This window comes from Amycolatopsis sp. CB00013 (genome assembly GCF_001905755.1).
Classification (GTDB): Bacteria; Actinomycetota; Actinomycetes; order Mycobacteriales; family Pseudonocardiaceae; genus Amycolatopsis; species Amycolatopsis japonica.
This window is the reverse complement of the sequence record NZ_LIWC01000008.1, coordinates 115,754-136,434: the sequence shown is the minus strand read 5'-3', so window position 1 is coordinate 136,434 and position 20,681 is coordinate 115,754. Positions and strand designations below refer to the sequence as shown.

At 69.0% G+C, this 20,681-nt stretch carries 22 protein-coding genes; 13 read left to right on the top strand and 9 right to left on the bottom strand.

Annotated elements, in window-relative coordinates; translation table 11 throughout:
- Positions 1-55: 55 nt before the first annotated feature.
- Positions 56-895, top strand: a complete 840-nt coding sequence (locus tag AMK34_RS40275) for a class I SAM-dependent methyltransferase (RefSeq protein ID WP_073849055.1) — start codon at positions 56-58, stop codon at positions 893-895.
- On the opposite strand, the gene AMK34_RS40270 is transcribed toward AMK34_RS40275, so the two are convergent.
- The 5 genes from AMK34_RS40270 to AMK34_RS43820 form a co-directional block, all read right to left on the bottom strand.
- Positions 841-1,452, bottom strand: a complete 612-nt coding sequence (locus AMK34_RS40270; protein ID WP_038522736.1) for a PadR family transcriptional regulator — start codon at positions 1,450-1,452, stop codon at positions 841-843. The two genes, AMK34_RS40275 and AMK34_RS40270, sit on opposite strands and share 55 nt — an antisense overlap.
- Before the next feature lie 88 nt (positions 1,453-1,540).
- Entirely contained in the window at positions 1,541-2,008 is a 468-nt protein-coding gene (locus tag AMK34_RS40265; protein WP_073849054.1) for a GNAT family N-acetyltransferase, read from the bottom strand.
- The gene (locus tag AMK34_RS40260; protein WP_038509901.1) at positions 1,998-3,206 is read right to left on the bottom strand and encodes an MDR family MFS transporter; all 1,209 of its coding nucleotides are present in this window, start codon (positions 3,204-3,206) and stop codon (positions 1,998-2,000) included. The genes AMK34_RS40265 and AMK34_RS40260 overlap by 11 nt, the downstream gene beginning before the upstream one ends.
- Positions 3,206-5,374, bottom strand: coding sequence for a YcaO-like family protein (locus tag AMK34_RS40255; protein ID WP_073849053.1), 2,169 nt, complete (start codon positions 5,372-5,374; stop codon positions 3,206-3,208). Before AMK34_RS40255 ends, AMK34_RS40260 begins: the two co-directional genes overlap by 1 nt.
- Positions 5,375-5,461: 87 nt before the next feature.
- A complete protein-coding gene (locus tag AMK34_RS43820) occupies positions 5,462-5,596 on the bottom strand; it encodes a hypothetical protein (protein ID WP_257485210.1) in 135 nt (44 codons plus the stop codon).
- Positions 5,597-5,815: 219 nt separating this feature from the next.
- Here AMK34_RS43820 and rlmN point away from each other — a divergent pair, with 219 nt between their 5' ends.
- Positions 5,816-6,922 (top strand): 23S rRNA (adenine(2503)-C(2))-methyltransferase RlmN, encoded by a 1,107-nt coding sequence (gene rlmN / locus AMK34_RS40250; protein WP_038509905.1) that lies wholly within the window; start codon positions 5,816-5,818, stop codon positions 6,920-6,922.
- Between the two features lie 32 nt (positions 6,923-6,954).
- The gene (locus AMK34_RS40245; protein ID WP_051972394.1) at positions 6,955-7,248 is read left to right on the top strand and encodes a hypothetical protein; all 294 of its coding nucleotides are present in this window, start codon (positions 6,955-6,957) and stop codon (positions 7,246-7,248) included.
- Positions 7,249-7,280: 32 nt separating this feature from the next.
- On the opposite strand, the gene AMK34_RS40240 is transcribed toward AMK34_RS40245, so the two are convergent.
- Positions 7,281-7,856, bottom strand: a complete 576-nt coding sequence (locus AMK34_RS40240) for a dihydrofolate reductase family protein (RefSeq protein ID WP_073849052.1) — start codon at positions 7,854-7,856, stop codon at positions 7,281-7,283.
- A 112-nt stretch (positions 7,857-7,968) separates the two neighbouring features.
- Here AMK34_RS40240 and AMK34_RS40235 point away from each other — a divergent pair, with 112 nt between their 5' ends.
- Both AMK34_RS40235 and AMK34_RS40230 read left to right on the top strand, forming a co-directional pair.
- Positions 7,969-8,379, top strand: coding sequence for a hypothetical protein (locus AMK34_RS40235; RefSeq protein ID WP_073849051.1), 411 nt, complete (start codon positions 7,969-7,971; stop codon positions 8,377-8,379).
- A gap of 92 nt (positions 8,380-8,471) precedes the next feature.
- Positions 8,472-9,287 (top strand): DUF1206 domain-containing protein, encoded by an 816-nt coding sequence (locus AMK34_RS40230; protein WP_083650150.1) that lies wholly within the window; start codon positions 8,472-8,474, stop codon positions 9,285-9,287.
- Positions 9,288-9,430: 143 nt separating this feature from the next.
- On the opposite strand, the gene AMK34_RS40225 is transcribed toward AMK34_RS40230, so the two are convergent.
- Entirely contained in the window at positions 9,431-10,204 is a 774-nt protein-coding gene (locus AMK34_RS40225) for an AraC family transcriptional regulator (protein ID WP_038509915.1), read from the bottom strand.
- 91 nt (positions 10,205-10,295) lie between these two features.
- Here AMK34_RS40225 and AMK34_RS40220 point away from each other — a divergent pair, with 91 nt between their 5' ends.
- The 6 genes from AMK34_RS40220 (at position 10,296) to AMK34_RS40195 (ending at position 16,683) form a co-directional block, all read left to right on the top strand.
- Positions 10,296-11,099, top strand: a complete 804-nt coding sequence (locus tag AMK34_RS40220; RefSeq protein WP_073849049.1) for a sulfite exporter TauE/SafE family protein — start codon at positions 10,296-10,298, stop codon at positions 11,097-11,099.
- A gap of 116 nt (positions 11,100-11,215) precedes the next feature.
- Positions 11,216-13,201: a WD40/YVTN/BNR-like repeat-containing protein gene (locus tag AMK34_RS40215; protein WP_073849048.1), complete on the top strand. Its 1,986-nt coding sequence runs from the start codon at positions 11,216-11,218 to the stop codon at positions 13,199-13,201.
- Between the two features lie 80 nt (positions 13,202-13,281).
- Complete coding sequence (locus tag AMK34_RS40210) at positions 13,282-14,463, top strand: cysteine desulfurase-like protein (protein WP_073849047.1); 1,182 nt, start codon at positions 13,282-13,284, stop codon at positions 14,461-14,463.
- An 80-nt stretch (positions 14,464-14,543) separates the two neighbouring features.
- Complete coding sequence (locus AMK34_RS40205; RefSeq protein ID WP_143202769.1) at positions 14,544-15,095, top strand: hypothetical protein; 552 nt, start codon at positions 14,544-14,546, stop codon at positions 15,093-15,095.
- 138 nt (positions 15,096-15,233) lie between these two features.
- Positions 15,234-16,061, top strand: a complete 828-nt coding sequence (locus AMK34_RS40200; RefSeq protein ID WP_038522741.1) for a poly(ethylene terephthalate) hydrolase family protein — start codon at positions 15,234-15,236, stop codon at positions 16,059-16,061.
- A gap of 67 nt (positions 16,062-16,128) precedes the next feature.
- Positions 16,129-16,683, top strand: coding sequence for an isochorismatase family protein (locus AMK34_RS40195; protein WP_073849046.1), 555 nt, complete (start codon positions 16,129-16,131; stop codon positions 16,681-16,683).
- A gap of 6 nt (positions 16,684-16,689) precedes the next feature.
- Here AMK34_RS40195 and AMK34_RS40190 read toward each other — a convergent pair whose 3' ends face one another.
- Complete coding sequence (locus AMK34_RS40190; protein WP_073849045.1) at positions 16,690-18,123, bottom strand: PP2C family protein-serine/threonine phosphatase; 1,434 nt, start codon at positions 18,121-18,123, stop codon at positions 16,690-16,692.
- 340 nt (positions 18,124-18,463) lie between these two features.
- Here AMK34_RS40190 and AMK34_RS40185 point away from each other — a divergent pair, with 340 nt between their 5' ends.
- Together AMK34_RS40185 and AMK34_RS40180 are read left to right on the top strand one after the other, a co-directional pair.
- Positions 18,464-19,288, top strand: a complete 825-nt coding sequence (locus AMK34_RS40185; protein WP_063777627.1) for a GAF and ANTAR domain-containing protein — start codon at positions 18,464-18,466, stop codon at positions 19,286-19,288.
- Between the two features lie 29 nt (positions 19,289-19,317).
- Positions 19,318-20,181: an alpha/beta fold hydrolase gene (locus AMK34_RS40180; RefSeq protein WP_073849044.1), complete on the top strand. Its 864-nt coding sequence runs from the start codon at positions 19,318-19,320 to the stop codon at positions 20,179-20,181.
- Positions 20,182-20,218: 37 nt separating this feature from the next.
- On the opposite strand, the gene AMK34_RS40175 is transcribed toward AMK34_RS40180, so the two are convergent.
- On the bottom strand, positions 20,219-20,560 hold the full coding sequence (locus tag AMK34_RS40175) for a hypothetical protein (protein ID WP_073849043.1): 342 nt from the start codon (positions 20,558-20,560) through the stop codon (positions 20,219-20,221).
- Positions 20,561-20,681: the final 121 nt, after the last annotated feature.

Below are 20,681 nucleotides of genomic sequence, written 5' to 3'. Positions count from 1 at the left end.
GATTTCGGCCCGGATACTCCGGAACCCGGCCCGGTGTCCCTTCGTTGGAGCTTCCGTGCGCTGGTTTCCCCGAGCTCTCTCCTCCTCCCGCCGCGGCGGCGAGGAGGTGCTGCCGAGTCCGAACATCTGGTATTACCAAAAGGCCTACGAGGTCGAAAACCGCGCGCAGGACGTCGACGACGAGATCTGGCGCGTGCTCACCGGGGCCCGCGATTGGTCCGGGGCGGACGTCCTCGACATCGGCTGTGGTGACGGTTTCCACCTGCCGCGGTTCGCCGCGACGGCGCGGTCGGTGGTCGGCGTCGAACCCCATGAGCCGCTCGTCCGTGACGCGCGGAACCGCGTGGAGCGGCTGGCGAACGTCGAGGTGCGGCAGGGGCGTGCGCAGCGGCTTCCCTTGCCGGACGCGGCTTTCGACGTCGTCCACGCCCGCACCGCGTACTTCTTCGGCCCCGGTTGCGAACCCGGTCTTCGCGAAGCGGAGCGGGTGCTGCGCCCGGGTGGGCTGATGATGATCGTGGATCTCGACGTGACGAGTGAGCCCTACGGCCGCTGGATGCGGCTGGATCTGCCGCACTACGACCCGCCCGGGGTCGAGAAGTTCTTCGCGCGTCAGGGATTCGACTGCCGCAAGGTGATGACGCGGTGGCTGTTCGAAGACGCCGCCGCGATGGAAGCGGTGCTGAAGATCGAGTTCAGCGCTCCGGTCGCGGCGAAGGCGATCGCGGAGGTCCGGCGGCTCAACGAGGTTTCGTCAGGTGCAGGGGAGAAGCAGGTGACGCTGCCGGTGGGCTATCGCGTGCATACGCGCGCCAAGCCCACCGGCCTCGTCGTGCCGGATCACTCCGTGTCCTCGTCCGGGGCGGTGTCCTCGGCCTCGCCGAGGATGCCGTAGATCGTCCGGCGTGCCTCGTTGAGGACGTCGACGGTGCGGGCCTGCTGGCTTTCGCTGCCGGCGTGCATGACCTGCGCGACCGCCGCGGCCAGGGTCGCGCCCGCCTTGCGCAGGTTCACCTCGACCGGGTCGACGTCGTGGGCGATCTGCTCCCACGGCGGGACGGCGTCCTGCTGCTCGGCCGCGGCGCGGCCGGATTCGGTGAGCTCGAACAGCTTCTTGCCGTTCTCGTCCTTGCTGATCACCAGGCCTTCGTCGGCCAGCATCTGCAGGGTCGGGTAGACCGAGCCGGGGCTCGGCTTCCAGAAGCCGCCGCTGCGTTCGCCGATCTCACGGATGATCTCGTAGCCGTGCCTCGGCTGCTCGGAAAGCAGCGCCAGGATCGCGGCGCGGACGTCACCGCGTTTGCCGCGCCGTCCACCGGGGCCGCCGCGACGGCCGTGCCGGTGCCGGTGGCCCGGCCCACCCGGGCCCGGGGGGAAGTCGCCGAAGCCGCCGCGAGCCCAGGGCCCGAAGGCGGGTCGGCCGTGTTCTGGAGGGAAAGGTCGTCGTCGCATGATGTGAATCCTCTCTTCGTAATGTTCCGACTCGTTCACGATATATCGGAAACAGTCGTACGGCAACCCGTCTTCGGTGATCTGGGTCTCAGGAGAGGGCGAGTGCGAGCAGGTCGATGCCGCCGGAGTCGAACGCGCCGACCTTCCGCCATCCCCAACGGTGATAGAGCCGCCGCGCCGGCGCCTCGACGCGTGAGGCGAGTACGGCGAACCGTTCCGGTCGCTCTTTCAGCAGGTCGTCGAGTAGAGCGCGGCCCAGTCCGCGGCCACGGAGCTCGGGGACGAGCGCCAGTTCGTATACGTAGAACAGCTCCTCGCCGTCGAGCCACGAGGGAGCCGGAGCCGTCGCACGGCCAGGCCACCAGCCGGCTTCTCGCCGGACCCCGTAGGCGAAGCCGCCGATCGTTCCGGCTTCGCGCACCGTCGTCATGGCGAACCCGGGGAGCGCGGCGTGTTCGGCGAACAGCACGCCGAACCGGGCGACGTCGTCCTCGCCTTCGAGGTAAGGCGGTTCGCGATAGACGCGGCAGTAGACGTCGTCCAGTTCAGAGCGCACGGTTCAGTCTGCCCAGCACCACGATCGCCACGCCACAGAAGCCGATCAGCACCAGCCACGGCAGAGCCGGACCGTGCGACAGCAACCAGGTGAACATCGCCGGGGCGATCACCCGCGCCGCGCTCCACACGAGTTCTTCGAGGCCGAGATAGCGGCCGCGCAGCCGCGCCGGGGCGATCGCGACGGTCAGCGCGCTGCTGGTCGGCGCCTGGAGCAGTTCGGCGCAGGTGAAGACGATCATCGCGAGGGCGAGCACGAGGAACGCCGCCGTGGACTCTCCGGTGGGTACCAGCGCGAACAGGGCGAACGAGATCGCCCAGACCGCGGCCGAGAGCCGGAGTGTGCGTGGCATGCTTCGCCGCTCGACCCGGCGTGACACCACGGTCTGCGCGAGCACGATCAGCACCGTGTTGACCGTGAACAGGACCCCGGGCTGCCAAGCCGGCAGTTTCAGGCCGTCGAGGACGTAGGCGCTCAGCAGGACGGTCAACGCCAGGTCGCACAACGCGAAGACGAAGACGGTCACGAGAACGCCGCGAAAGATCCGGTCGGCGAACACCTTCCGGTAGCCGCCGGCGGGAGCGGCCTCTGGTTCGGTCTCGCGCGGGGTGCCCGCCGGGGCGCGCCACGACGCGACCAGAACCGCGGCGACGACGAAACTGGCGGCGTTCACCAGCACGATCGCCGTGTAGCCGGCGGTGCCGCCCCACGCGACCATCGCCGCGCCGAGGAGCCCGCCGAGCCCGATGCCGACGTTGCGCAGCGCGCGTTCCATCGCATACCAGCGGGCGCGCTGGCCGTCGTCGGCCACCTGCGCCACCAGCGCGCCGGTCGACGGCCAGAACATGCCCTCGCCCCAGAAGGTCACCGCGGCCAGGACGACCAGATGCCATGCCTCGTCGGCGAAGACGTAGCCGGTGAAGGTCACCGCCCGGATCAGGTTGGCGGTGATCACCATCCGGCCTGGTCCGAACCGGTCGATCAGCCGTCCCGCGAGCGGCCCCGACGGCAACGCGATCAGCGCCGCGATCGACAGCGCCGCTCCGACGGCCGTCAGCGACAGGCCCTTGGCCGCGTGGAAGTACACGACGGCGAACGGGAGGAACAGACCGGTCCCGAGCGCGTCGACGCTTTGCGCCGCGATGAGCGGGAACCGCCCGCGGGTGCTGGGGAGACCGAGCAGGTCCGCGGTGGCCATCACGCGTGGGGAAGCGGGAAGACGTTGAGTTCGTGCTCGGCGAGAGGTTCGTCCCGCCAGCCGAGTTCCACGGCCGCGTCGGCGATCCTTCCGTTCCCCCACAACGGCGAGCCGGCGGGGAAGTTCGAAACGAGGCCCGGCACGAGCGTATGCGCGGCGTGGAATCCGGCGGCCGCGACGTCACAGGTCGTCAGGTCGACGCTGATCACCTCGAACCCCCGGCCTTCGACGCGGGCTTGGTAGGCCTTGAGCCGCCGCTCGCCGAGGGCGGGAAGGTCGGCCCAGTCGCGGCTCGGCAGGTCCATGACCCAGGGCTTCACTCGCTTCGCGGCCCGTGGGTCGAGGTAGATCTGTTGCTGGCAAAGGAGATCCGCGACGTCGGCGAAATCGTGGCGATACGAGTCCAGGTAGCGCCGATCGGCCCGGTGCGGTTTGAGGTTGCCCAGATGCGGCAGGTCCCGGCGCATACCGGACAACTCGCGTTCGTCGTCGAGTGCGTGGCAGGTGTGCTGGAGCGTGAAGCCTTCGGCGAGCGCCTTCTTGGCGGCCTCCAGCGCGTCCGGCCGGGCCGCGAAGCCGATCGACAGCCAGCGCTTCACCCGGTCGAACACCGCCGCGGCGATCACCGGGACGTCGAACTCGTTGTCCAGGTGGATGAGCGCGACCTCGTAGTCGTCGGTGGCGTCGGCGATGAGCGACCGGATCTCGTCCGGGATCGAGAGACGGCCGAGTCGTGGTGTGTTGGCCCACCAGAGCATGGTCGTGTCGCGCTCGAGAACCTCTTCGAGGCCGGACGTGACGGCGTGCTCCTCGGTGGTCCCGCTCGCGAGGCCGGCGATCAGAGGGTCGGCGAAATGCGCTTCCCCGGGCCGGCGTTCGTTCGAGAACAGGAAAGCCGGAACCCACACGGGTTCGCCGGTGGTGTGGGAGAAGCCTTCCACCCACGAACACTCCGTGTCCCGGGTGAGCGGCGCGAACGGGAAACCCGGCGACCGGTACTGCGAAGCCGAATAGAGGTTCAGCCGTCGAGGGTCGACCGCGGGGACGCCGTAGCGGAGGAACTGGTTGTAGCTGCCGAAGCACACTTCGCGCTCCGGAGCGAGCCAGCTTCCGCAGTACCGCTCGACCGCTTCGCCGATGGCCGACTGCCGTGCGAGGTCGAAGTCGTACCACGACGTGCCGAAGGCCTGGCGGTCGTTGGGCCAGTTCGTCACCCGGCGCATGTCCGCGACGTCGACCGCGCAGACCCGCAGCCGGGCGGGCATTCCCGGAGTGGGCGGGATTTCGCCGACGCCGGTCACGATCCCGGTCTGATCGTCCACCAGCAGCTCGGGATCGGTCACGGTGGGAACGGTCCGGGCCCGGTCGGGGACGGGGAGGATCGGGCGGCGGATCTCGGTCAGGTCCGCCGGGTTGAGTTCGATCTCGCCGGTGGTCATGGCGGTTCGCCCGCCGGAGAGCCAGCGTCCGAGATGGACGGCGAGGGTGGTCAGCGCCCAGCGGGCGTCACCGGGCCGAAGCGGGGTGGAGTCGGAGGGGGCGGAAAGGAACGCCTCGACGACACGCGGGTCTTGCGCGGCGGAGCGGCGCCGCGCGACGACGTCGGCGAAATCGATGCCGCCGGGCGCGATCGCGGGTCCGGCGATCACCCGGCCGCGTTCGCGGCGCAACGGAAGCCAGCGCACCCCGCTTCCGGCGCACAACGCGTCCAGCGCGATCAATTCGGTGTAGGCGGGGTGATCGAAGGCGGAGACCACGACCGTGTTGTTCAGGTCCATTTCGGACAGGTCATGGAAGTAAGGGACCGTTTCGACGCTCGCGTACCCGACCGCCTCGAGGATCTCCGCCAGCGGCTCGATGAGCACGGGCGAGCCGGTGAGAACGATCGCGGTGGTGGTGACGTCGTCGGCCTCGGTGCCCCGGTCGGGACGGAGGCAGCCGTCCGCTTCGAGGATGTCCATCATTTCCGCGTAGTCCGGATCCATGCCGTCCAGCAGCTCGGAGCGGGTCCGGGTGCCGTCGCAACGGCTCGCCCAGGCGCGGAATTCCCCGGTGGGCGCGGCGATGTAGAACTGTCCCCCGTTGGGCGTGACGAGAAAGCAGAGCTCTGGTTCGAGATCGGTGATCTCGATCCCGTCGAGCCGCGGTCTGACCTCTTCGGACCCCATGGCAACCCCATCGTTTCCTGGACTCCCGCCTCGCCGCCGCGATCCCCGTGGCCGGGATCGCGGCGGCGCGGGCGGCTGGTCGGCCGGTTACTTGGCGGCGGAACGGTTGTGCACGACCGCGCGGTTGTGCACGACGGCGCGGTTGTGGACGACCGCGCGGTTGTGGACCACGGCGCGGTTGTGGACGACGACGGCGGCGGGGCGCTCGAAGGTCGAGATCATGGTTCCTCCTGTAGTTCACTCGGGGTCGTCACGCTCCGTGGCGTGACATGAACAAGTCTGGCGCCGGACGTGACCTCCGGACGTCTCCTGACGTGCGATCCGCACGATCCGGCGTGAACGACGCATGGGTCGGTCCGGGCACGGCTCACGTGACCTGGGGAACAGCGATCCAGGGCGGCCGAGGTGCGTCGCAGGTGGACGTGGGACACTGAATGAGCTATGACTGCCCTCCCTCTCGTCTTCGACGCGCCCAAGCGCGGCCTCCCGCCGCGCCACCTCGCCGATCTCACCGCCGCCGAGCGGGCCGCGGCCGTCGCCGAGCTGGGTGAGAAGCCGTTCCGCGCGAAACAGCTTTCGAACCACTACTTCTCGCGGCTCACGGTGAACCCGGAGGAGATGACCGACATCCCGGCCGCGTCGCGGGAGAAGCTCGTCGGCGATCTGATGCCGACACTGCTCACCGAGATCAAGGCGCTCGCCTGCGACGACGGGACCACCCGCAAGACCTTGTGGCGCGCGCACGACGGGACGCTGCTGGAGAGCGTGCTGATGCGCTACCCGGACCGCGCGACCCTGTGCATCTCGAGCCAGGCGGGGTGCGGCATGGCGTGCCCCTTCTGCGCGACCGGGCAGGGCGGCCTCGACCGGAACCTGTCGACCGCGGAGATCGTCGACCAGGTCCGCTCCGCCGCCGCCGTGATGCGCGACGGACAGATGCCCGGCGGTCCCGGCCGCCTGTCGAACATCGTCTTCATGGGCATGGGCGAGCCGCTCGCGAACTACAAGCGGGTGGTGGCGGCGGTCCGGCGGATCACCGATCCCTCGCCGGAGGGCCTCGGGATCGGTCAGCGTTCGGTGACCGTGTCGACGGTGGGTCTCGCGCCGGCGATCCGGAAGCTGGCGGACGAGAAGATGCAGGTGCGCCTGGCGGTTTCGCTGCACACGCCGGACGACGAACTGCGGGACACACTGGTGCCGGTGAACGAGCGCTGGTCGGTGGACGAGGTCCTGTCCGCGGCCCGGTACTACGCGGACACTTCCGGCCGCCGCGTGTCGATCGAGTACGCGCTGATCCGGGACGTCAACGACCAGCCTTGGCGTGCTGAACTGCTGGCGAAGCGGCTTCGTCAGCACCTGGGCCAGTTGGTGCACGTGAACGTGATCCCGCTGAACCCGACGCCGGGAAGCAAGTGGGACGCCTCGCCGAAGCCGGTGGAGCGGGAGTTCGTCCGGCTGGTGAACGCGGGCGGTGTGGCGTGCACGGTGCGTGACACGCGTGGTCAGGAGATCGCGGCGGCGTGCGGTCAGCTCGCCGCCGAGAACTGAGTTTTCCTTTCAGTGATGGAGATTTTGTCGTGATGTATGCCCCCAGCCTGTTGGACCCGGCTGCGGAGGAGCTGAAGCTCGCGGACGTACTCGGCCATGGCGCGACCGGTGTCGCGCGCGAGGCCAGGACGTTGCTCGGTGAGCGGTTCAGCTCGGTGACCTTCATGTACGTCCTGATGCGGGCGTTCGAGGTGGAGTACACGGCGGCGCGGGACGCTTCGCGGTGGCACGAGTTCCACGGCGGACCGTACGCGCTGTCGGACGCCGACCTCGAAGCCCTGCTGGCGCCCTGGCTCGGGGCACCGGCCGCGTCGATCACCGCGTAGGCGGGATCGACGCGACCGTCCTTTGTGGATGGTCAGTGCGGAGCCGGCCGGTAGACGAGCTCCTGGACACGCCCGTCGAACGTCCGGCTCTCGAGCAGTTCGAGGTCGAAGTCGGCCGCACCGCGGAAGATCGCGTCCGCCCCGGTTTTCCCGGTGATCACCGGGAAAACCGTCACCTGCACGCGATCGACCAGGCCGGCGGCCATCAGCGCCCGGTTCATCGACAGGCTGCCGTGCGAGCGCAGCGGCACTTCGGACTCCTCCTTGAGCCGGGCGACGACGTCGACCGCGTCCCCGCTCACGACGGTCGCGTCCGGCCAGGCGAGCGGCTCCCGCAGGGTCGTCGAGACGACCGTCGCCGGCAGGTGCTTCAGCCGGGAGACCCACGGATCCAGCGCCTCGACGTCCGGGATCTCCGCGTTGAGCATCTCCATGTTCGTCCGGAACGTGGAGGCGCCGAAGACCATCCGCTGCTTCTCGGAGTACAGGGCCAGACGGTGTTCGAGGAATTCGGGGCCTTGCTTGCCCCAGTAACCGCCCCAATCGCCGGTGTGGGCGCCGTAGCCGTCGAGGCTGGAAAAGACGTCGAACGTGTAGGTCGCGGTCATGATGCTCCTTCGGGTGAGTTCGTCTCTCACCCTGGCTACGAACGCGGGCGGCGCGGATAGACATCGTCGGCGGAAAAATCTTCGCGGGACGGCGAACTGGCAGGATGCGGGCATGTATTGCCTGCGAGCCGTCATCGTCACCGAGTCCGCACGGCGCCGAGTGCTCGATTCGCTCGAAGGTGCGAGGCTCGTGCCGCTCGGGCAGGACCTGTCGCTGATGCCGGTGGCCGAGACGCGATTCGACACCGGGCCGCTCGCCGAGTGCTCCGAGCACGGGGCCGTGGCGTACGTCGAGGCCGAGTACTTCGGTGGCGCCGGGACGCAGTTCGCTCAGGTGTGGGAAGGCGGCGAGACCGTTCTCGGCCCGCTGCAGGTCGACGAAGACGAACCCGACCCGGCCGACGGCAGCCCGATCTCCCAGGCGCTTCGACGGCTGGGCGTGCTCAAGGGCGACCACTTCGACGAGTTCGACGCCGTCGGTCTCGGCAGGCATCGTGACACCGACGACTGGCTGTCCGCTTAAGCCTCCTTCGCGCTGGGCCGGACGGACCAGTCACGCGGCGGTCTTCACCCTCGGCGGCGACACTCGATGGAGACTCTGAGGAGGTGGACCGGATGTCCACGACCAAGGCGAGACAGGTGCGCCACAACAAGGCCGTCCAGGTGCTCGGACGGATCGGCATGGGCTGCTACGGGCTGGTGTATCTGCTCATCGGGTACCTGGCGGCGCGTGTCGCCGTCGGCGGTGGCGGACAGGAGGCCGACGGACGCGGCGCGATCACCGAGGTCGGTTCGACCCCGGCGGGCGGGGTGCTGTTGTGGGTATTGGCGGTGGGACTGGTGGCCTACGGCCTGTGGCAGGGGTTGCTGGCCGCCGTCGGCTACACGTGGATCGACAAGCAGCGCACTCGCACCGTCAAGCGGGTGACGTCCGGAGTGCGCTGCCTGGTGGGGATTTCGCTCGGCGTGTACGCGGCCAAGGTCGCCTTGGGGGCGGGGGAACAGGGCAGCGGCGACCAGAAGCAGCAGGAGTTCACCGCCTGGCTGCTCGGATTGCCCGCCGGCCCGTTCCTGGTGACCGTGGTGGCCGTCATCGTGTTCGGCGTCGCGGTGGGCTCGGCGGTGAAGGGGATACGCCGGACCTTCGATCAGGACCTCGACCTCGCGAAGCTCCCGTCGGGGACGCGGCGATGGGTGGAGCGTCTGGGCAGGATCGGTTACGTGGCAAGGGGTGTCGTGTTCGGAGTGGTCTCCGTACTGGTCGGGTACGCGGCGTTGACGCATGACCCGTCCCGTTCCGGCGGGCTCGACGCCGCCCTGCGGACCTTGGCCGCCCAGCCGTTCGGCACCGTGCTCCTCATCGTGGTGGCGGTCGGGGTCGCGGCCTTCGGTGTGTACTGCGTCGGGGCGGCACGAGCACAGCGTGGATGAGCGCCGTCAGGCGTAGTCGGAATCCGGCGAAGATTCCGCCAGGGAACCCAAGGCGGCGGCGGTTTCCCTCGTGCGGTGCCGGTGACGAGTACGTTCTTACTGATGCGACGAACTCCTTTGTTCGCCTGGGCGAGACACCGGGTTCAGAGCGCGGACGCGGCGCGATAGTCCCTCGGTGAAGTGCCGAGAAGCCGAGTGAACATCGTCGAGAACGCGGCGGGGCTCTCGTAGCCGAGCGAGGCGGCGATCGCGGCGATGGGCAGGCCGTCCGACAGCAGTGACAGGGAATGCAGGACGCAGGCCCGTTGCCGCCAGCGGGCGAAACCCATCCCGGTCTCCGCGGTGAAGAGCCGGTTCAGCGTCCGTTCGCTCACGTGCAGCCGGTTCGCCCACTCGCTCGCGGGATCGTGGATGTCCGGAGCGTCCAAAAAGGACTCACACTGGGCTCGCAGACGTTCGTGCTTCGGCAGCGGGAGGTCGAGCCGGACCGGCGCGGACCGGCGGATCTCGTGCAGGGTCAGGCCGATGACCGCGGCGTCTCGTCCGCGAGCGGTGTACAGCTCCGGCACGCCGACGGCCTCGTTCAGGAGTTCCCGGAGCAGCGCGGACACTTCGACGACCTGGCAGCGGCGCGGGAACCACGGCACCGCCTTCGGCTCGATGTACAGGCTCCGGGTGCTCACGGTCGTCGTGAACACCTGATGGACGGTCTCCGGCGGGACGAGTACCGCGCGCCGGGTCGGGATGGTCCACGTGCCGTCGGCCGTTTCGACCCGCATCGACCCGGTCGCGCTGTAGAGGAACTGCGCCCGCCGGTGCCGATGCGGGAGGATCCGGTGCCCCGGTGGGTAATCGGTGCGGATCGCCACCACCGCGCGGTCGAGATGGTCGACCTCGTCGATGGGGATGTCACGCACCTCACCGAGGCTACGCCGGGTGTCCGATCCGCGAAAGAAACTGGCGACCTTTCGAATGCCCGCCGTGCCGCCGGGGCCTACCGTCGAGGGAGTGCTGATCGAGATCTCGGTGCTCCTCGGGTTCGGTTGCCTGAGCGGCGTCACCACCGTCCTTTTCGGATTCGGCGGCGGGTTCATCACCGTGCCCGTCGTCTACGCCTTCGCGCTCGCGGATCCGGAGCACGCACAGGACGCGATGCACGTGGCGGTGGCCACGTCGACCGCCGTGATGGTGGTCAACGCCGGGAGCGCGACCCTCGCCCAGCTGCGGACGGGCCGGCTCCGCCGCGACTATCTGTGGCCGCTCATCGCCTTCATCGGTTTGGGCGCCGTGCTCGGCTCCTTCACCGCCACCGTGGCCGACGAGGGTGTCCTGCGCTGGCTCTTCGTCGCCTACCTCGCGCTGACCATCGCCGACAGCGTCGCCCGGAAAGGTTTCGTGAGCAGACGGGAGGACGACGGACCGCGTGCTCTCGGCGGGGTCACCACCATCGCGGGCGGGACCGGGATCGGTGCCGTGGCGAGCTTTCTCGGCGTCGGGGGCAGCGTCCTCACCGTGCCGCTCATGCGGCGCAAGGGACTGCCGATGGCCGACGCGACCGCGCTCGCGAACCCGCTGAGCCTGCCCGTGGCGGTGATCGGCACAGCCGTCTACGCCTTCGCGGCGACGGGCACGTCCTCGGGCGGCGCTCACGTCGGCTACGTCGACCTCGTGGCCGCGGGCGCGCTGCTGTGCGGATCGCTCCCGACCATCGCCGTGACGCGCCGGGTGGTCGGCCGGATCCCGGACCGTGCGCACGCGATCGCGTACCTCGCCCTGCTCGCCGCCGCGCTGATCGCCATAGTCATCCGATGAGTTTTCGGTAAGTCAAGTCTTGACAAGGCTTATCGAAGATGGGAAGGGGTTATCGCCAGGCAAAGATCCGACGAATCCTCTATCTCTTTTCCGGATCTTGCGCCAAGATCTCCCGCATGAAACTGAGATCGATCACCAAACGCATGTTCGTTCTCGGGCTGCTGACGGTTCTCGGCACCACCGGGGCGACGTCGGTGGCCACCGCCGAACCCCAGGCACCGCCCACGGACGTCAACGCGACCGGGAAGCCGCGCGGCGGCTGGGAACCGGTCGGCCCGAACAGCGTCGGCGGGATGCTCGCCGTTTCGCCGGCCGGCCTCGCGATGATGCAGCCGAGCCCGCCCGCTCTGTGGCTCTCCGGCGATCGCGGCGCTTCCTGGAGTGTGCGCCGCGGACTGCCGCAGGACACCTCCATCCAGGGATTCTTCGTCGATCCGGCGAACCCGGACCGGATGCTCGCGGTGGGCAACAAACCGGCGGGCTTCCTCGGCGAATGGCGCGGCATGCTGGTGCGGACCACCGACCGCGGCCAGACCTGGGAAACCCTGCGCGAGTGGTACCCCGACGGTGCGTTCGGCATGGCCACGGACCCGACCGGCCGGGTGGTCGTGGTGCAGAACATGGATTCGCTGAGCGTCAGCACCGATGGTGGCGAGCACTGGAACGACGTGCCGAGGACCTGGCCGCGTGAGGGCAACGCCTCGCCGGTCGGCGCGCTCAAGCTCACGATGGTCGGCGACGACGCCTACCTCACGACGGTCCTCCCCGAGTACGCCCTCTGGGTGGTCCGAGGGGTCAGCGGCAAGGAGCCGCAGGCCGAACTCGTCTACCGGGCCAACGGCGAGATCAACCAGGTCGCCTCGGACGGCAAGCGCTTCGTGGTCACGGTCGGCCCCGAACTGCACGGCTCCACCGACGGCGGCAAGACCTGGACGGTACTGCGCCGCGATCCCGGCGAGCAGACCCTGCGCGAACCGCGTTTCCTCGGTGGACGGCTGTACGTGTCGACGTATAACGACATAGACGTCAGCGCGGACTTCGGCCGCACCTGGTCCCGCAAACCGGTGCCCGCGGCGGGCGAAGGCGTCAGCGACATGATCGACCTCCCCGCCGGACCGGGCAAACCCGCCACGACGCTGATCTCCTCGCTCTATCGAGGCGTGTACGCGGACGAGGGCAAGCGGGGCTATCAGCAGATCGGTGTCCCTGGCGAATCCATCCGCGACCTCGTGACCACCGGGAACCTGCTGCGCGAGAGCGTCGTCGCGGCGGGTGTGCAGGAGATCTACAACACGCCGCTCCCGCGCGGCAAGGTGGCCGCGGCGGACCGGGTCTGGCAGTCGCACCCGGCCGACCGGCTGCACGAGGACGCGCGTCTGTCCGTCTCGCCGAGCCGACCGGACGTCGTCTGGCAGGTCACCCGGAACGGTTTCTCGCTCGACGTGCTCCGCAGTGGCGACGGCGGGCGGACCTGGGAATTCGCGGCGAAGGCGAAGGAAGGCCTCCCCCGGGCGATCTTCGCCCACCCGGCCGACCCGAACCGGGTGCTCGTCTCGGCCTTCGCTCCCAGCGGCTACGTGCTCTACCGCAGCAACGATGCCGGGAAGACCTGGGAGAAGCTCGCGACCGACAACGGCTTCATCGCGTTCGCCGGTGATCCGTGGAACCCGGACCGGGTCTGGGGCGGGGACTCCGACGGCCTGTCCCGGTCGGACGACGGCGGCAAGACCTGGACCCACGTGACCAGCCAGCCGGTCAGTGCGATCTCGATCAGCCGATGGGGTGGCGGCCGCGTGCTCATCGGCGGCGCGGGCATCCATCTGAGTGAAGACGGCGGCAAGACGTTCCGCCGGGTCTTCGACGGCGAGGACCCCCGTGAGATCAGCCGGATCCTGCCGCATCCGTTCGACTTCCGGGTGTGGTTCGCGAGCAACGCGACCGGCGGCGGCGTGCTGCGCAGCACGGACTTCGGCCGCACCTGGTCGCCCGTGCCCGGCGCGCTGCCCGATTCCAGGGTGCTCTCCCTGGCGGTCAGCGCGGACGGCCGGTATCTGTTCGCCGGGACCGCGCAGTCCGGCGCGTACCGGTTGACGCTGTACTGAGTCCGAGACGCTTCGTGGCCGGAGGAAGTTCCGGCCACGAAGCGTTTACGCGTGCCTCGCCGGATGTCAGAGTCGGGGACATGGCCATCGATGTCGCCGCCCTCCGGCTCCACTTCCCCTCCCTCGCCGACGGAACCGCCTTTTTCGACGGACCCGCGGGTACCCAGACACCCCGGCCCGTCGCCGACGCCATCGCCGGGACGCTGACCGGTCCGTTGTCGAACCGGGGCAAGGTCAGTCCGTCCGAACTCAACGCGGAGAACGCCGTCTCGGGCTTCCGCGACGCCTACGCGGACTTCCTCGGTGTGCCTGCCGAAGGCGTCGTCCACGGCCGCAGCGCCACCCAGCTGACGTACGACTTTTCCCGGCACCTGGCCAAAAGCTGGCGCGAGGGCGACGAGATCGTCGTCAGCCGTCTCGATCACGACGCCAACGTCCGGCCGTGGGTCCAGGCCGCTGAGCGCGCCGGAATGACCGTCCGTTGGCTCGACATCGACCCGGAAACCACGGAACTCGACCTCGATTCCCTCGTCCTCACCGAACGGACGAGGCTGGTCGCGGTCACGGCAGCCTCGAACGTCCTCGGCACCAAGCCGCAGATCCGCCGGATCGCCGATCTCGCCCACGACGCCGGGGCGCTGGTGTTCGTGGACGGAGTGCACTACGCCGCCCACGAACTGGTGGACGTGCCCGCGCTCGGAGCGGATTTCTTCGTCTGCTCGCCGTACAAGTTCCTGGGCCCGCACTGCGGCGTGCTCGGCGCGTCGCCCGCCCTGCTCGAAACCGTCGAGCCGGACAAGCTCGTGCCGTCGCCCGACAGCGTGCCCGAGCGGTTCGAATTCGGCACGCTGCCCTACGAAATGCTCGCGGGTGCCACGGCGGCGGTGGACTTCCTCGCCGCGCTGGACCCCGGAGCGGGCGGATCACGGCGAGAACGGCTCGCGAATTCGATGAACTCGTTGCACGAGCACGAAAGCACGTTGCGCGCCAGGCTGGAGGAGGGGCTGGGCGACGCCGTCACCGTCCACTGCAAGGCGGCGGACCGGACCCCGACCGTGCTGATGGGCCTCGGTGGCCGGGAGCGCGAGGCGCAACGGCATCTCGCCGAAAGGAACGTCGTCGCGCCGGCGGGATCCTTCTACGCCCACGAAGTCTTCGCGGCCTTGAAGCTGGAGGATCCGGCGCTCCGGGTCGGGCTGGCACCGTACACCAGCATCGACGACGTCGACAGGTTGCTGGACGGGCTTTCGACGTTCGGGTGAAGACCACAGTGGACAGTCGGGCGTAACTCGAACAGGTTGGATTTCCACGCCGTCACCAGGAGCCGTATTACCGTTCGGTCATGATCGACAACGGGAGGTTCGCGATGCGTTTCCGGTCGATGACCGCTTCTGTTCTTCTCGGTTGCGCCCTGTGCGTGGCGCCCGCGGCACTCGGGGCGGGGCCCTCGTCGCTCGCGATCCAGCCCTGTCCCGAGGTCAACGATCCGCCCGACTACACGATCTCGAACGGCGCCAAGGCCTGGATGAAGACGAACCTGCGCAGTGACTACCTGCGCGGGCCGGGCACGATCACCTACAACAAGACGACGACCTCGTCGGTCAACGCGTCCATCACCGGCACGACCAGCGCCGAGGCGGGCGTCATCTTCGCGAAGGCGAGTGTCTCGCTGGCGGTGAGCGTCGGCGCGAGCTACTCGAAGGCCGATTCCTGGTCCTACGCCGCGACCGTGCCCGCGGGGAAGACGTTGCGGCTGCAGCAGTACAAGGAAGGCCGTTCCTTCACCGTGCAGAAGTACCGCATCGTCCCACCCTGCAAGGTGAAGTACCTCTGGAAGAAGAACGCCGTCGCACCGGTGAAGAGTCCGAGCTACCTGTGGCAGCTCATCGGCTGACCCTCGCTTTGGGGCCGATCACAAGACTCGTCCGCCCGATCTTGTGATCGGCCCCATGGACGTACGGTGACCGGGCCGACACCCTGAGAGGAACGCCGTGGGCAACGGGGTCCTGGCGGAACGGGACGGGTGGCCATCATGGGGAGACTTCGCGCACGGACACTGATCGCCGGGATGGTCGCGCTCGCCACCGTCGGCCTCGCACCCGCCGCGACGGCCGCGACCGGTATCGACACCCGGTGGAGCGAACCAGGCCCCTACGCGGTGACCGTCGAAGCCCTCGACAGCGCGCACACCGTGTACCGGCCTTCGCGGCTGGAGAGGCATCCGGTCATCCTGTGGGGCAACGGGACCGGCGCGAACCCGAAGACCTATGACGGCCTGCTGCGGCATCTGGCCTCCCACGGTTTCGTCGTCGCGGCGGCCGACACCCCGAACGCCGGTTCGGGGCAGGAGATGCTGGCCGGTGCCACGACCTTGATCGCCGAGAACTCCCGTCCCGGCAGCCGCTATGAGGGGAAGATCGACACCGCGCACATCGGCGCCACCGGCCATTCCCAGGGCGGCGGCGGAGCGATCGCCGCCGGCGCCGACGCGCGCGTCACCACCACGATCCCGATCGAACCGGGGCCGCAGGGCTCCGCCACGGCACTCAAGGGTCCTTCGTTCTTCCTCGGCGGCCAGTTCGACACCATCGTCATCCCCGGGCTGCTGGTCATCCCGCGCTACCGCCTCGCGGACCAGGTCCCCGCGATCTACGGCGAACTCCGCGGCGCGACCCACTTCACGCCCGTCGGCGACGGAGGCGGGTTCCGCGGCGCCATCACGGCGTGGTTCCGGTTCTGGCTTTCCGGTGACGAGCGGGCCCGCGCGGAGTTCTTCGGCCCGTCCTGCGGATTGTGCCGGGACGGCGCGTGGTCCGCTGTCCAGCGCAACACGAAGGCGCTGGCCGTTCCGGGAGCTTGATCGCCGTTCTTGTCGGTGGCCGGGGCTAGGGTCTGCCTCAGCAGCCTGACCTGGAGGGATACCCGTCATGACCACTCTCGACAACCGGCCGAACACCGCGCTCCTCGTCGTCGACGTCCAGAACGCCGTCGTCGACGAGGGCTACGAGCGCGACGCCGTGGTCGCGAAGATCGGCGGGCTCGTCGGCAGGGCACGGCGGGAAGGCGTCCCGGTCGTCTGGGTGCAGCACTCCGACGACGGGCTCGTGCGAGGAAGCGAAGAATGGCGCATCGTCGGCGAACTGAACCAGGAGGAAGCCGAGCCGGTCGTCGAAAAGTCCTACGGTGACTCGTTCGAGGACACCGACCTGGAGAGGGTGCTGGCCGAACGCGGTGTCGGACGGCTCGTGGTCGTCGGGGCCGAGACCGACGCCTGCATCCGTTCGACGCTGCACGGCGCCATCGTCCGCGGGTACGACGCGACGCTGGTCGGCGACGCGCACACGACCGTGGACAAGACCGAGTGGGGCGGAATCGCGCCGGAACTGGTCATCGCGCACACGAACCTGTACTGGCGGTATCAGGCCGCGCCGGGCCGAAAGGGAGGGACGGTGATGAGCGAAGACGTCGATTTCAGTGGCTGAGCGGCTTCACGGCGTTCCCGGCCAGTGAGCGAGTAGCAGACCGGCGTCACCGGCGAAAGTGTTGTGGCAGTGGGACTTCGCCGCCTGCAGCACGCGACGGGCGATCTCGGGCGGTACGTGTCCGGCGTTGGCGTCCAGGCTCCCGGCGAGAGAGAACCGTGCGCCGTCGGCGGAACGCGCCTCCGAGAGGCCTTCGGTGTGCAGGACGAGGAGATCTCCAGGCTGGAGTCGGGTGGTCGAGACCCGGCCTGGCGTCCCGGCACCGAACGGCGATCGCGGCGCACTGTCCACTGTGGACTGTTCGTGTCCGCTGCCGAACACGAGCGGTGCTTCCCCGCCCGCTTCGAGGTGGCGCACGTCCCCGTGGGCGAGGTCCACTTCGGCCAGGGTCCCGCGAACTGACCCGCCGGCACCGAACTGCGTCGAAAGCGCTTTGTCGACAGCGCTCTCCTGGCCATGCAGGCCCTGGCCCTCGCGGCGGGCGGACCGGTAGGCCGCGAGTGCCGCCGACACCACCAGGCCTGAGGACTCGGTGTCGCGGTCCGCGTCGAAGATCGCCAGCCATGCCGTCGTTGCGGAAAGGGCGTAGTCGAACGTGACGCCGCGAACGTCGTAGGCGGGCTCGACTCCGCCTGCCACCACGACGTCGCGCGTCGCCGCCGTCAACGGGGGCAGGTGCTGCCAGAGCAGTTCGGCGGTGGGATCGCGCCTCCGTCGTCGGCGAGTCATGTCGAGGCCGTCGCCGTAGCGCATCGCGGCGGCGATGAGGTGGCCGGACAGCGACGCGAGCCAATGGCATTGAGTGCGTAACGAGGGGTCGTTGAGGTCGGTGTTCGGGCCGGCTTCGACCTCGAGCACGCCGACGCGCTCGTCGCCGTCCAGCAGCGTGGCCCACAAGCGCGGCCCGGCGGAGTCTTCGGCCAGCACGGTGTCCGCCTGCCGATACGCCTGACCGGCGACGCTGGTTTCGATCGCCTGCGGTACCCGACCGGGCGACTGCTCGGGAAACGGGATGAGCCGGTGCTGGTCGTAGTCGGCGAGGTAGACGGCTATCCGCAGGTCCAGCGCGCGCCCTGCCGCCGCGATGACCTCGGGCAGCCGCTCCGGGGCGACCCGGTGGGCGCCGTCGAGAAGCCCCACCAGCGCGGCCAGTGGACCGCGGGGGCGGGTGTCCTCACTGGGCTCGCGGCTGTACGGCGCCCGTCTCGCGCCGGAGATCTCGTCGAGGCGCTCGTTGACCGCGTGGGCCACCATGTCCCGTTGGATCCGGGGCAGGGGGAACAGTCCCTGCAGGAACGCCTCCAGTTCGACTTCGCTGACGTCACCGCCGAGCGCGAAGTACCTCAACCACAGCTGCTCCATCGTGAGCCCGGTGCGCGCGAAGCAGGCAGCGACGATCCGTCGCTGCTCCTCGGCCTGGAGCGAGGACAGAGTGACCACCCCCCGGGGTTCTCGGCGATACGCCGCCTGGGTACCAACCACGGCGCCGGCTGAAACATGGCGGAGAGGACGTCGCGTTACGCCAGGTGGCCGATCGGTTCGCCGACCGCGTGCCAGGAAGAGACGATCCACGACGGGCCGAACGTGGGTCGCGGTAGGCGGGGTGATCGCATTCGGCTAAGGTCGGCTTCCGAAAGCGGTTCTGAGCGTTGAGAAGTTAGCGCCGATCCGCCGGTAACCGGGTTGGTTGCGGCGGTTGATGGTGCGCGCTCGGCGCCGGTTCCCGCCGGTGGCTCCCGTGGTGCATCACGCCGATGTGCAGAAGTGGGAGAGGCGGGCTTTGGACGATGAAATCGACTGGCAGCGGGACAAGAACCGATTCGTCGAGGATGTCGGCGACGGCGAACTGCCGGTGACCTCTGAAAACGGCGCCCGGCTCCTCGCCGGGCCACTGGTCAACCAGTTCGTCTCCCTGACCAGGGCGTTGCTGGATTCCGGTTCGATCGCGGCGGTACTCGAACGGGTGGTCTTCGCGACGCGTGATCTGGTGCCCGGTGCGGATCTGGTCAGCGTCACCCTCCTCGATCCCGACGGCGGGTTCCACACGCCGATGGGGACCGACGAGATCGCCGGCGAACTGGACCAGCTGCAGTATCAGTACGGCGAGGGTGCCTGTGTCGAAGCGGCGCGGGTTTCGGGACCGGCGGCGGCCTTCAGCGACAACCTCGCGGAAGACGCCCGGTGGCCGCGTTTCGGCCCTGCCGCCGCGGCGCTCGGGTTCCACTCGCTGGTGTCGACGGCCTTGCTGCCGGAAGCGTCGAGTTCGCAGGTGTCCGGCGCGTTGAACGTCTACTCGCGCCGTCCGCACGGCATCGCCAGGGCCGACCGCGACGTGCTGCTGCTACTGGCGACGCACGCGTCGCTGGCTTTGGCGACGACGCACGCGGTCACGCGCGGGCAGCTCCAGGAGGAGCAGCTCCAGCAGGCGCTCGACAGCAGGGACGCGATCGGGCAGGCCAAGGGCATCCTCATGGCACGGCGCGGGATCGACGCCGCGGAGGCGTTCGAGGTGCTGCGGCATACGTCGCAGAACATGAACGTCAAACTCCGGGAACTGGCGGAGATGCTGTCCAAGCGGCATACGGAACTGCAATTGCCCGACTGAGCGGGACGGCCGCCACTACCATCGCGATCATGGGATTCGGCGAGCTGGAGTTGTCGCGGACGTTCGAGTGGCGTGGCCGTTCGGTGGCGTGGGAACGCCTCGGCGAAGGCGCCCCGGTGGTGCTGTGCCACGGGACACCGTGGTCGGCGCAACTGTGGGCGCCTTTCGCGCGAGCGCTCAGCGAGGAGTTCGCCGTCCACGTCTGGGACATGCCCGGATACGGTCGTTCGTCGAAGGATCCCGGCCACGCCGTCGATCTCGGCACGCAGGGCGAGCTTTTCGCCGACCTGCTCACGTATTGGGGGCCGGCCGCCCCGCACGTGATCGCCCACGACTACGGCGGAGCCGTTTCGCTGCGCGCGAAGCTGTTGCACGGTGCGGAGTACGCCTCGCTCGCGCTGGTGGACGTCGTCGCGCTGCGGCCATGGGGTTCGGAGTTCTTCCGGCTCGTCGCCGAGAACGCCGAGGTCTTCCAGGCGCAGCCCCCGACGGTGCACAAGGGTGCGCTCGAGTCCTACATCGGGACGGCCTCCCATCGAGGTCTCACCGGCGCGCAACTGGCCACCCTGACCGGGCCTTGGCTGGACGAGGAGGGGCAACGCGCCTTCTACCGGCAGATCGCCGAGGCGGACGTCCGGTTCACCGATGAGATCCAGGACCGCTATCCAGAACTCGAGTTGCCGGTGAAGGTGATCTGGGGCGCGGACGACACGTGGATACCGGTGGATCGCGCGGAACAGCTCACCGACGCGATTCCCGGTGCCCTTCTGGACGTCATTCCCGATGCCGGGCATCTGATCCAGTACGACGCGCCGGTCGAACTGGCGTTTTCCCTGCATCGGTGGCTCACCGCGGAAGTGGGCCGGTGGGGACCAGCCGGGAGCGGACGCTGAAAGGCGCCGCCAAGATCAACATCGTTGCATTCGGATATTAGAAGTCGTCTACGTGATATCCGGCCACGTAGGCGCTCGAAAGCAGTGCGCCGTGACATTCCGCGGTCGACGGGCCGAAACCGATCGGCACCCAATGGCCGACGGTGTACCAAAAGGAGGATCCGGACGCGCAGTGGGCGACCACCCGGTACGTTTCCGAGTGTCTCGGCAGCGAGAAGCAGGTCATCGAAATGCCCTCGCCGAAGAGGATTCCGTAGCGACTGCTGTCGCATCCGTAGGGCGGGAACTGGCCTTCGGTCGCCGCGGCGGCCGGCGAGGCGGCCAGGAATCCGGCCGCCGAAAAGGCGGCCATGACTAAAGCGGCGATTTTCTTCTTCATTGTTTCTCCCGCGTCTGGTTCCCAGTGGAAAGGCCAGATTAGCCGCACGGAAGAATTGTCGTGAATTCATCGGGCAGGTGAAACGAGAACGCGTGCGGTGAACCGCGCTGCTCCGAAAGGG

What these genes read in the sequence shown, in the direction of transcription:
- AMK34_RS40270 (WP_038522736.1), bottom strand. Translation starts at nt 1,452, where the DNA reads ATGCGACGACGACCTTTCCCTCCAGAACACGGCCGACCCGCCTTCGGG.
- AMK34_RS40260 (WP_038509901.1), bottom strand. Translation starts at nt 3,206, where the DNA reads ATGGCCACCGCGGACCTGCTCGGTCTCCCCAGCACCCGCGGGCGGTTC.
- AMK34_RS40255 (WP_073849053.1), bottom strand. Translation starts at nt 5,374, where the DNA reads ATGGGGTCCGAAGAGGTCAGACCGCGGCTCGACGGGATCGAGATCACC.
- AMK34_RS43820 (WP_257485210.1), bottom strand. Translation starts at nt 5,596, where the DNA reads ATGATCTCGACCTTCGAGCGCCCCGCCGCCGTCGTCGTCCACAACCGC.
- rlmN (WP_038509905.1), top strand. Translation starts at nt 5,816, where the DNA reads ATGACTGCCCTCCCTCTCGTCTTCGACGCGCCCAAGCGCGGCCTCCCG.
- AMK34_RS40245 (WP_051972394.1), top strand. Translation starts at nt 6,955, where the DNA reads ATGTATGCCCCCAGCCTGTTGGACCCGGCTGCGGAGGAGCTGAAGCTC.
- AMK34_RS40240 (WP_073849052.1), bottom strand. Translation starts at nt 7,856, where the DNA reads ATGACCGCGACCTACACGTTCGACGTCTTTTCCAGCCTCGACGGCTAC.
- AMK34_RS40235 (WP_073849051.1), top strand. Translation starts at nt 7,969, where the DNA reads ATGTATTGCCTGCGAGCCGTCATCGTCACCGAGTCCGCACGGCGCCGA.
- AMK34_RS40230 (WP_083650150.1), top strand. Translation starts at nt 8,472, where the DNA reads ATGTCCACGACCAAGGCGAGACAGGTGCGCCACAACAAGGCCGTCCAG.
- AMK34_RS40215 (WP_073849048.1), top strand. Translation starts at nt 11,216, where the DNA reads ATGAAACTGAGATCGATCACCAAACGCATGTTCGTTCTCGGGCTGCTG.
- AMK34_RS40210 (WP_073849047.1), top strand. Translation starts at nt 13,282, where the DNA reads ATGGCCATCGATGTCGCCGCCCTCCGGCTCCACTTCCCCTCCCTCGCC.
- AMK34_RS40205 (WP_143202769.1), top strand. Translation starts at nt 14,544, where the DNA reads ATGATCGACAACGGGAGGTTCGCGATGCGTTTCCGGTCGATGACCGCT.
- AMK34_RS40200 (WP_038522741.1), top strand. Translation starts at nt 15,234, where the DNA reads ATGGGGAGACTTCGCGCACGGACACTGATCGCCGGGATGGTCGCGCTC.
- AMK34_RS40195 (WP_073849046.1), top strand. Translation starts at nt 16,129, where the DNA reads ATGACCACTCTCGACAACCGGCCGAACACCGCGCTCCTCGTCGTCGAC.
- AMK34_RS40180 (WP_073849044.1), top strand. Translation starts at nt 19,318, where the DNA reads ATGGGATTCGGCGAGCTGGAGTTGTCGCGGACGTTCGAGTGGCGTGGC.
- AMK34_RS40175 (WP_073849043.1), bottom strand. Translation starts at nt 20,560, where the DNA reads ATGAAGAAGAAAATCGCCGCTTTAGTCATGGCCGCCTTTTCGGCGGCC.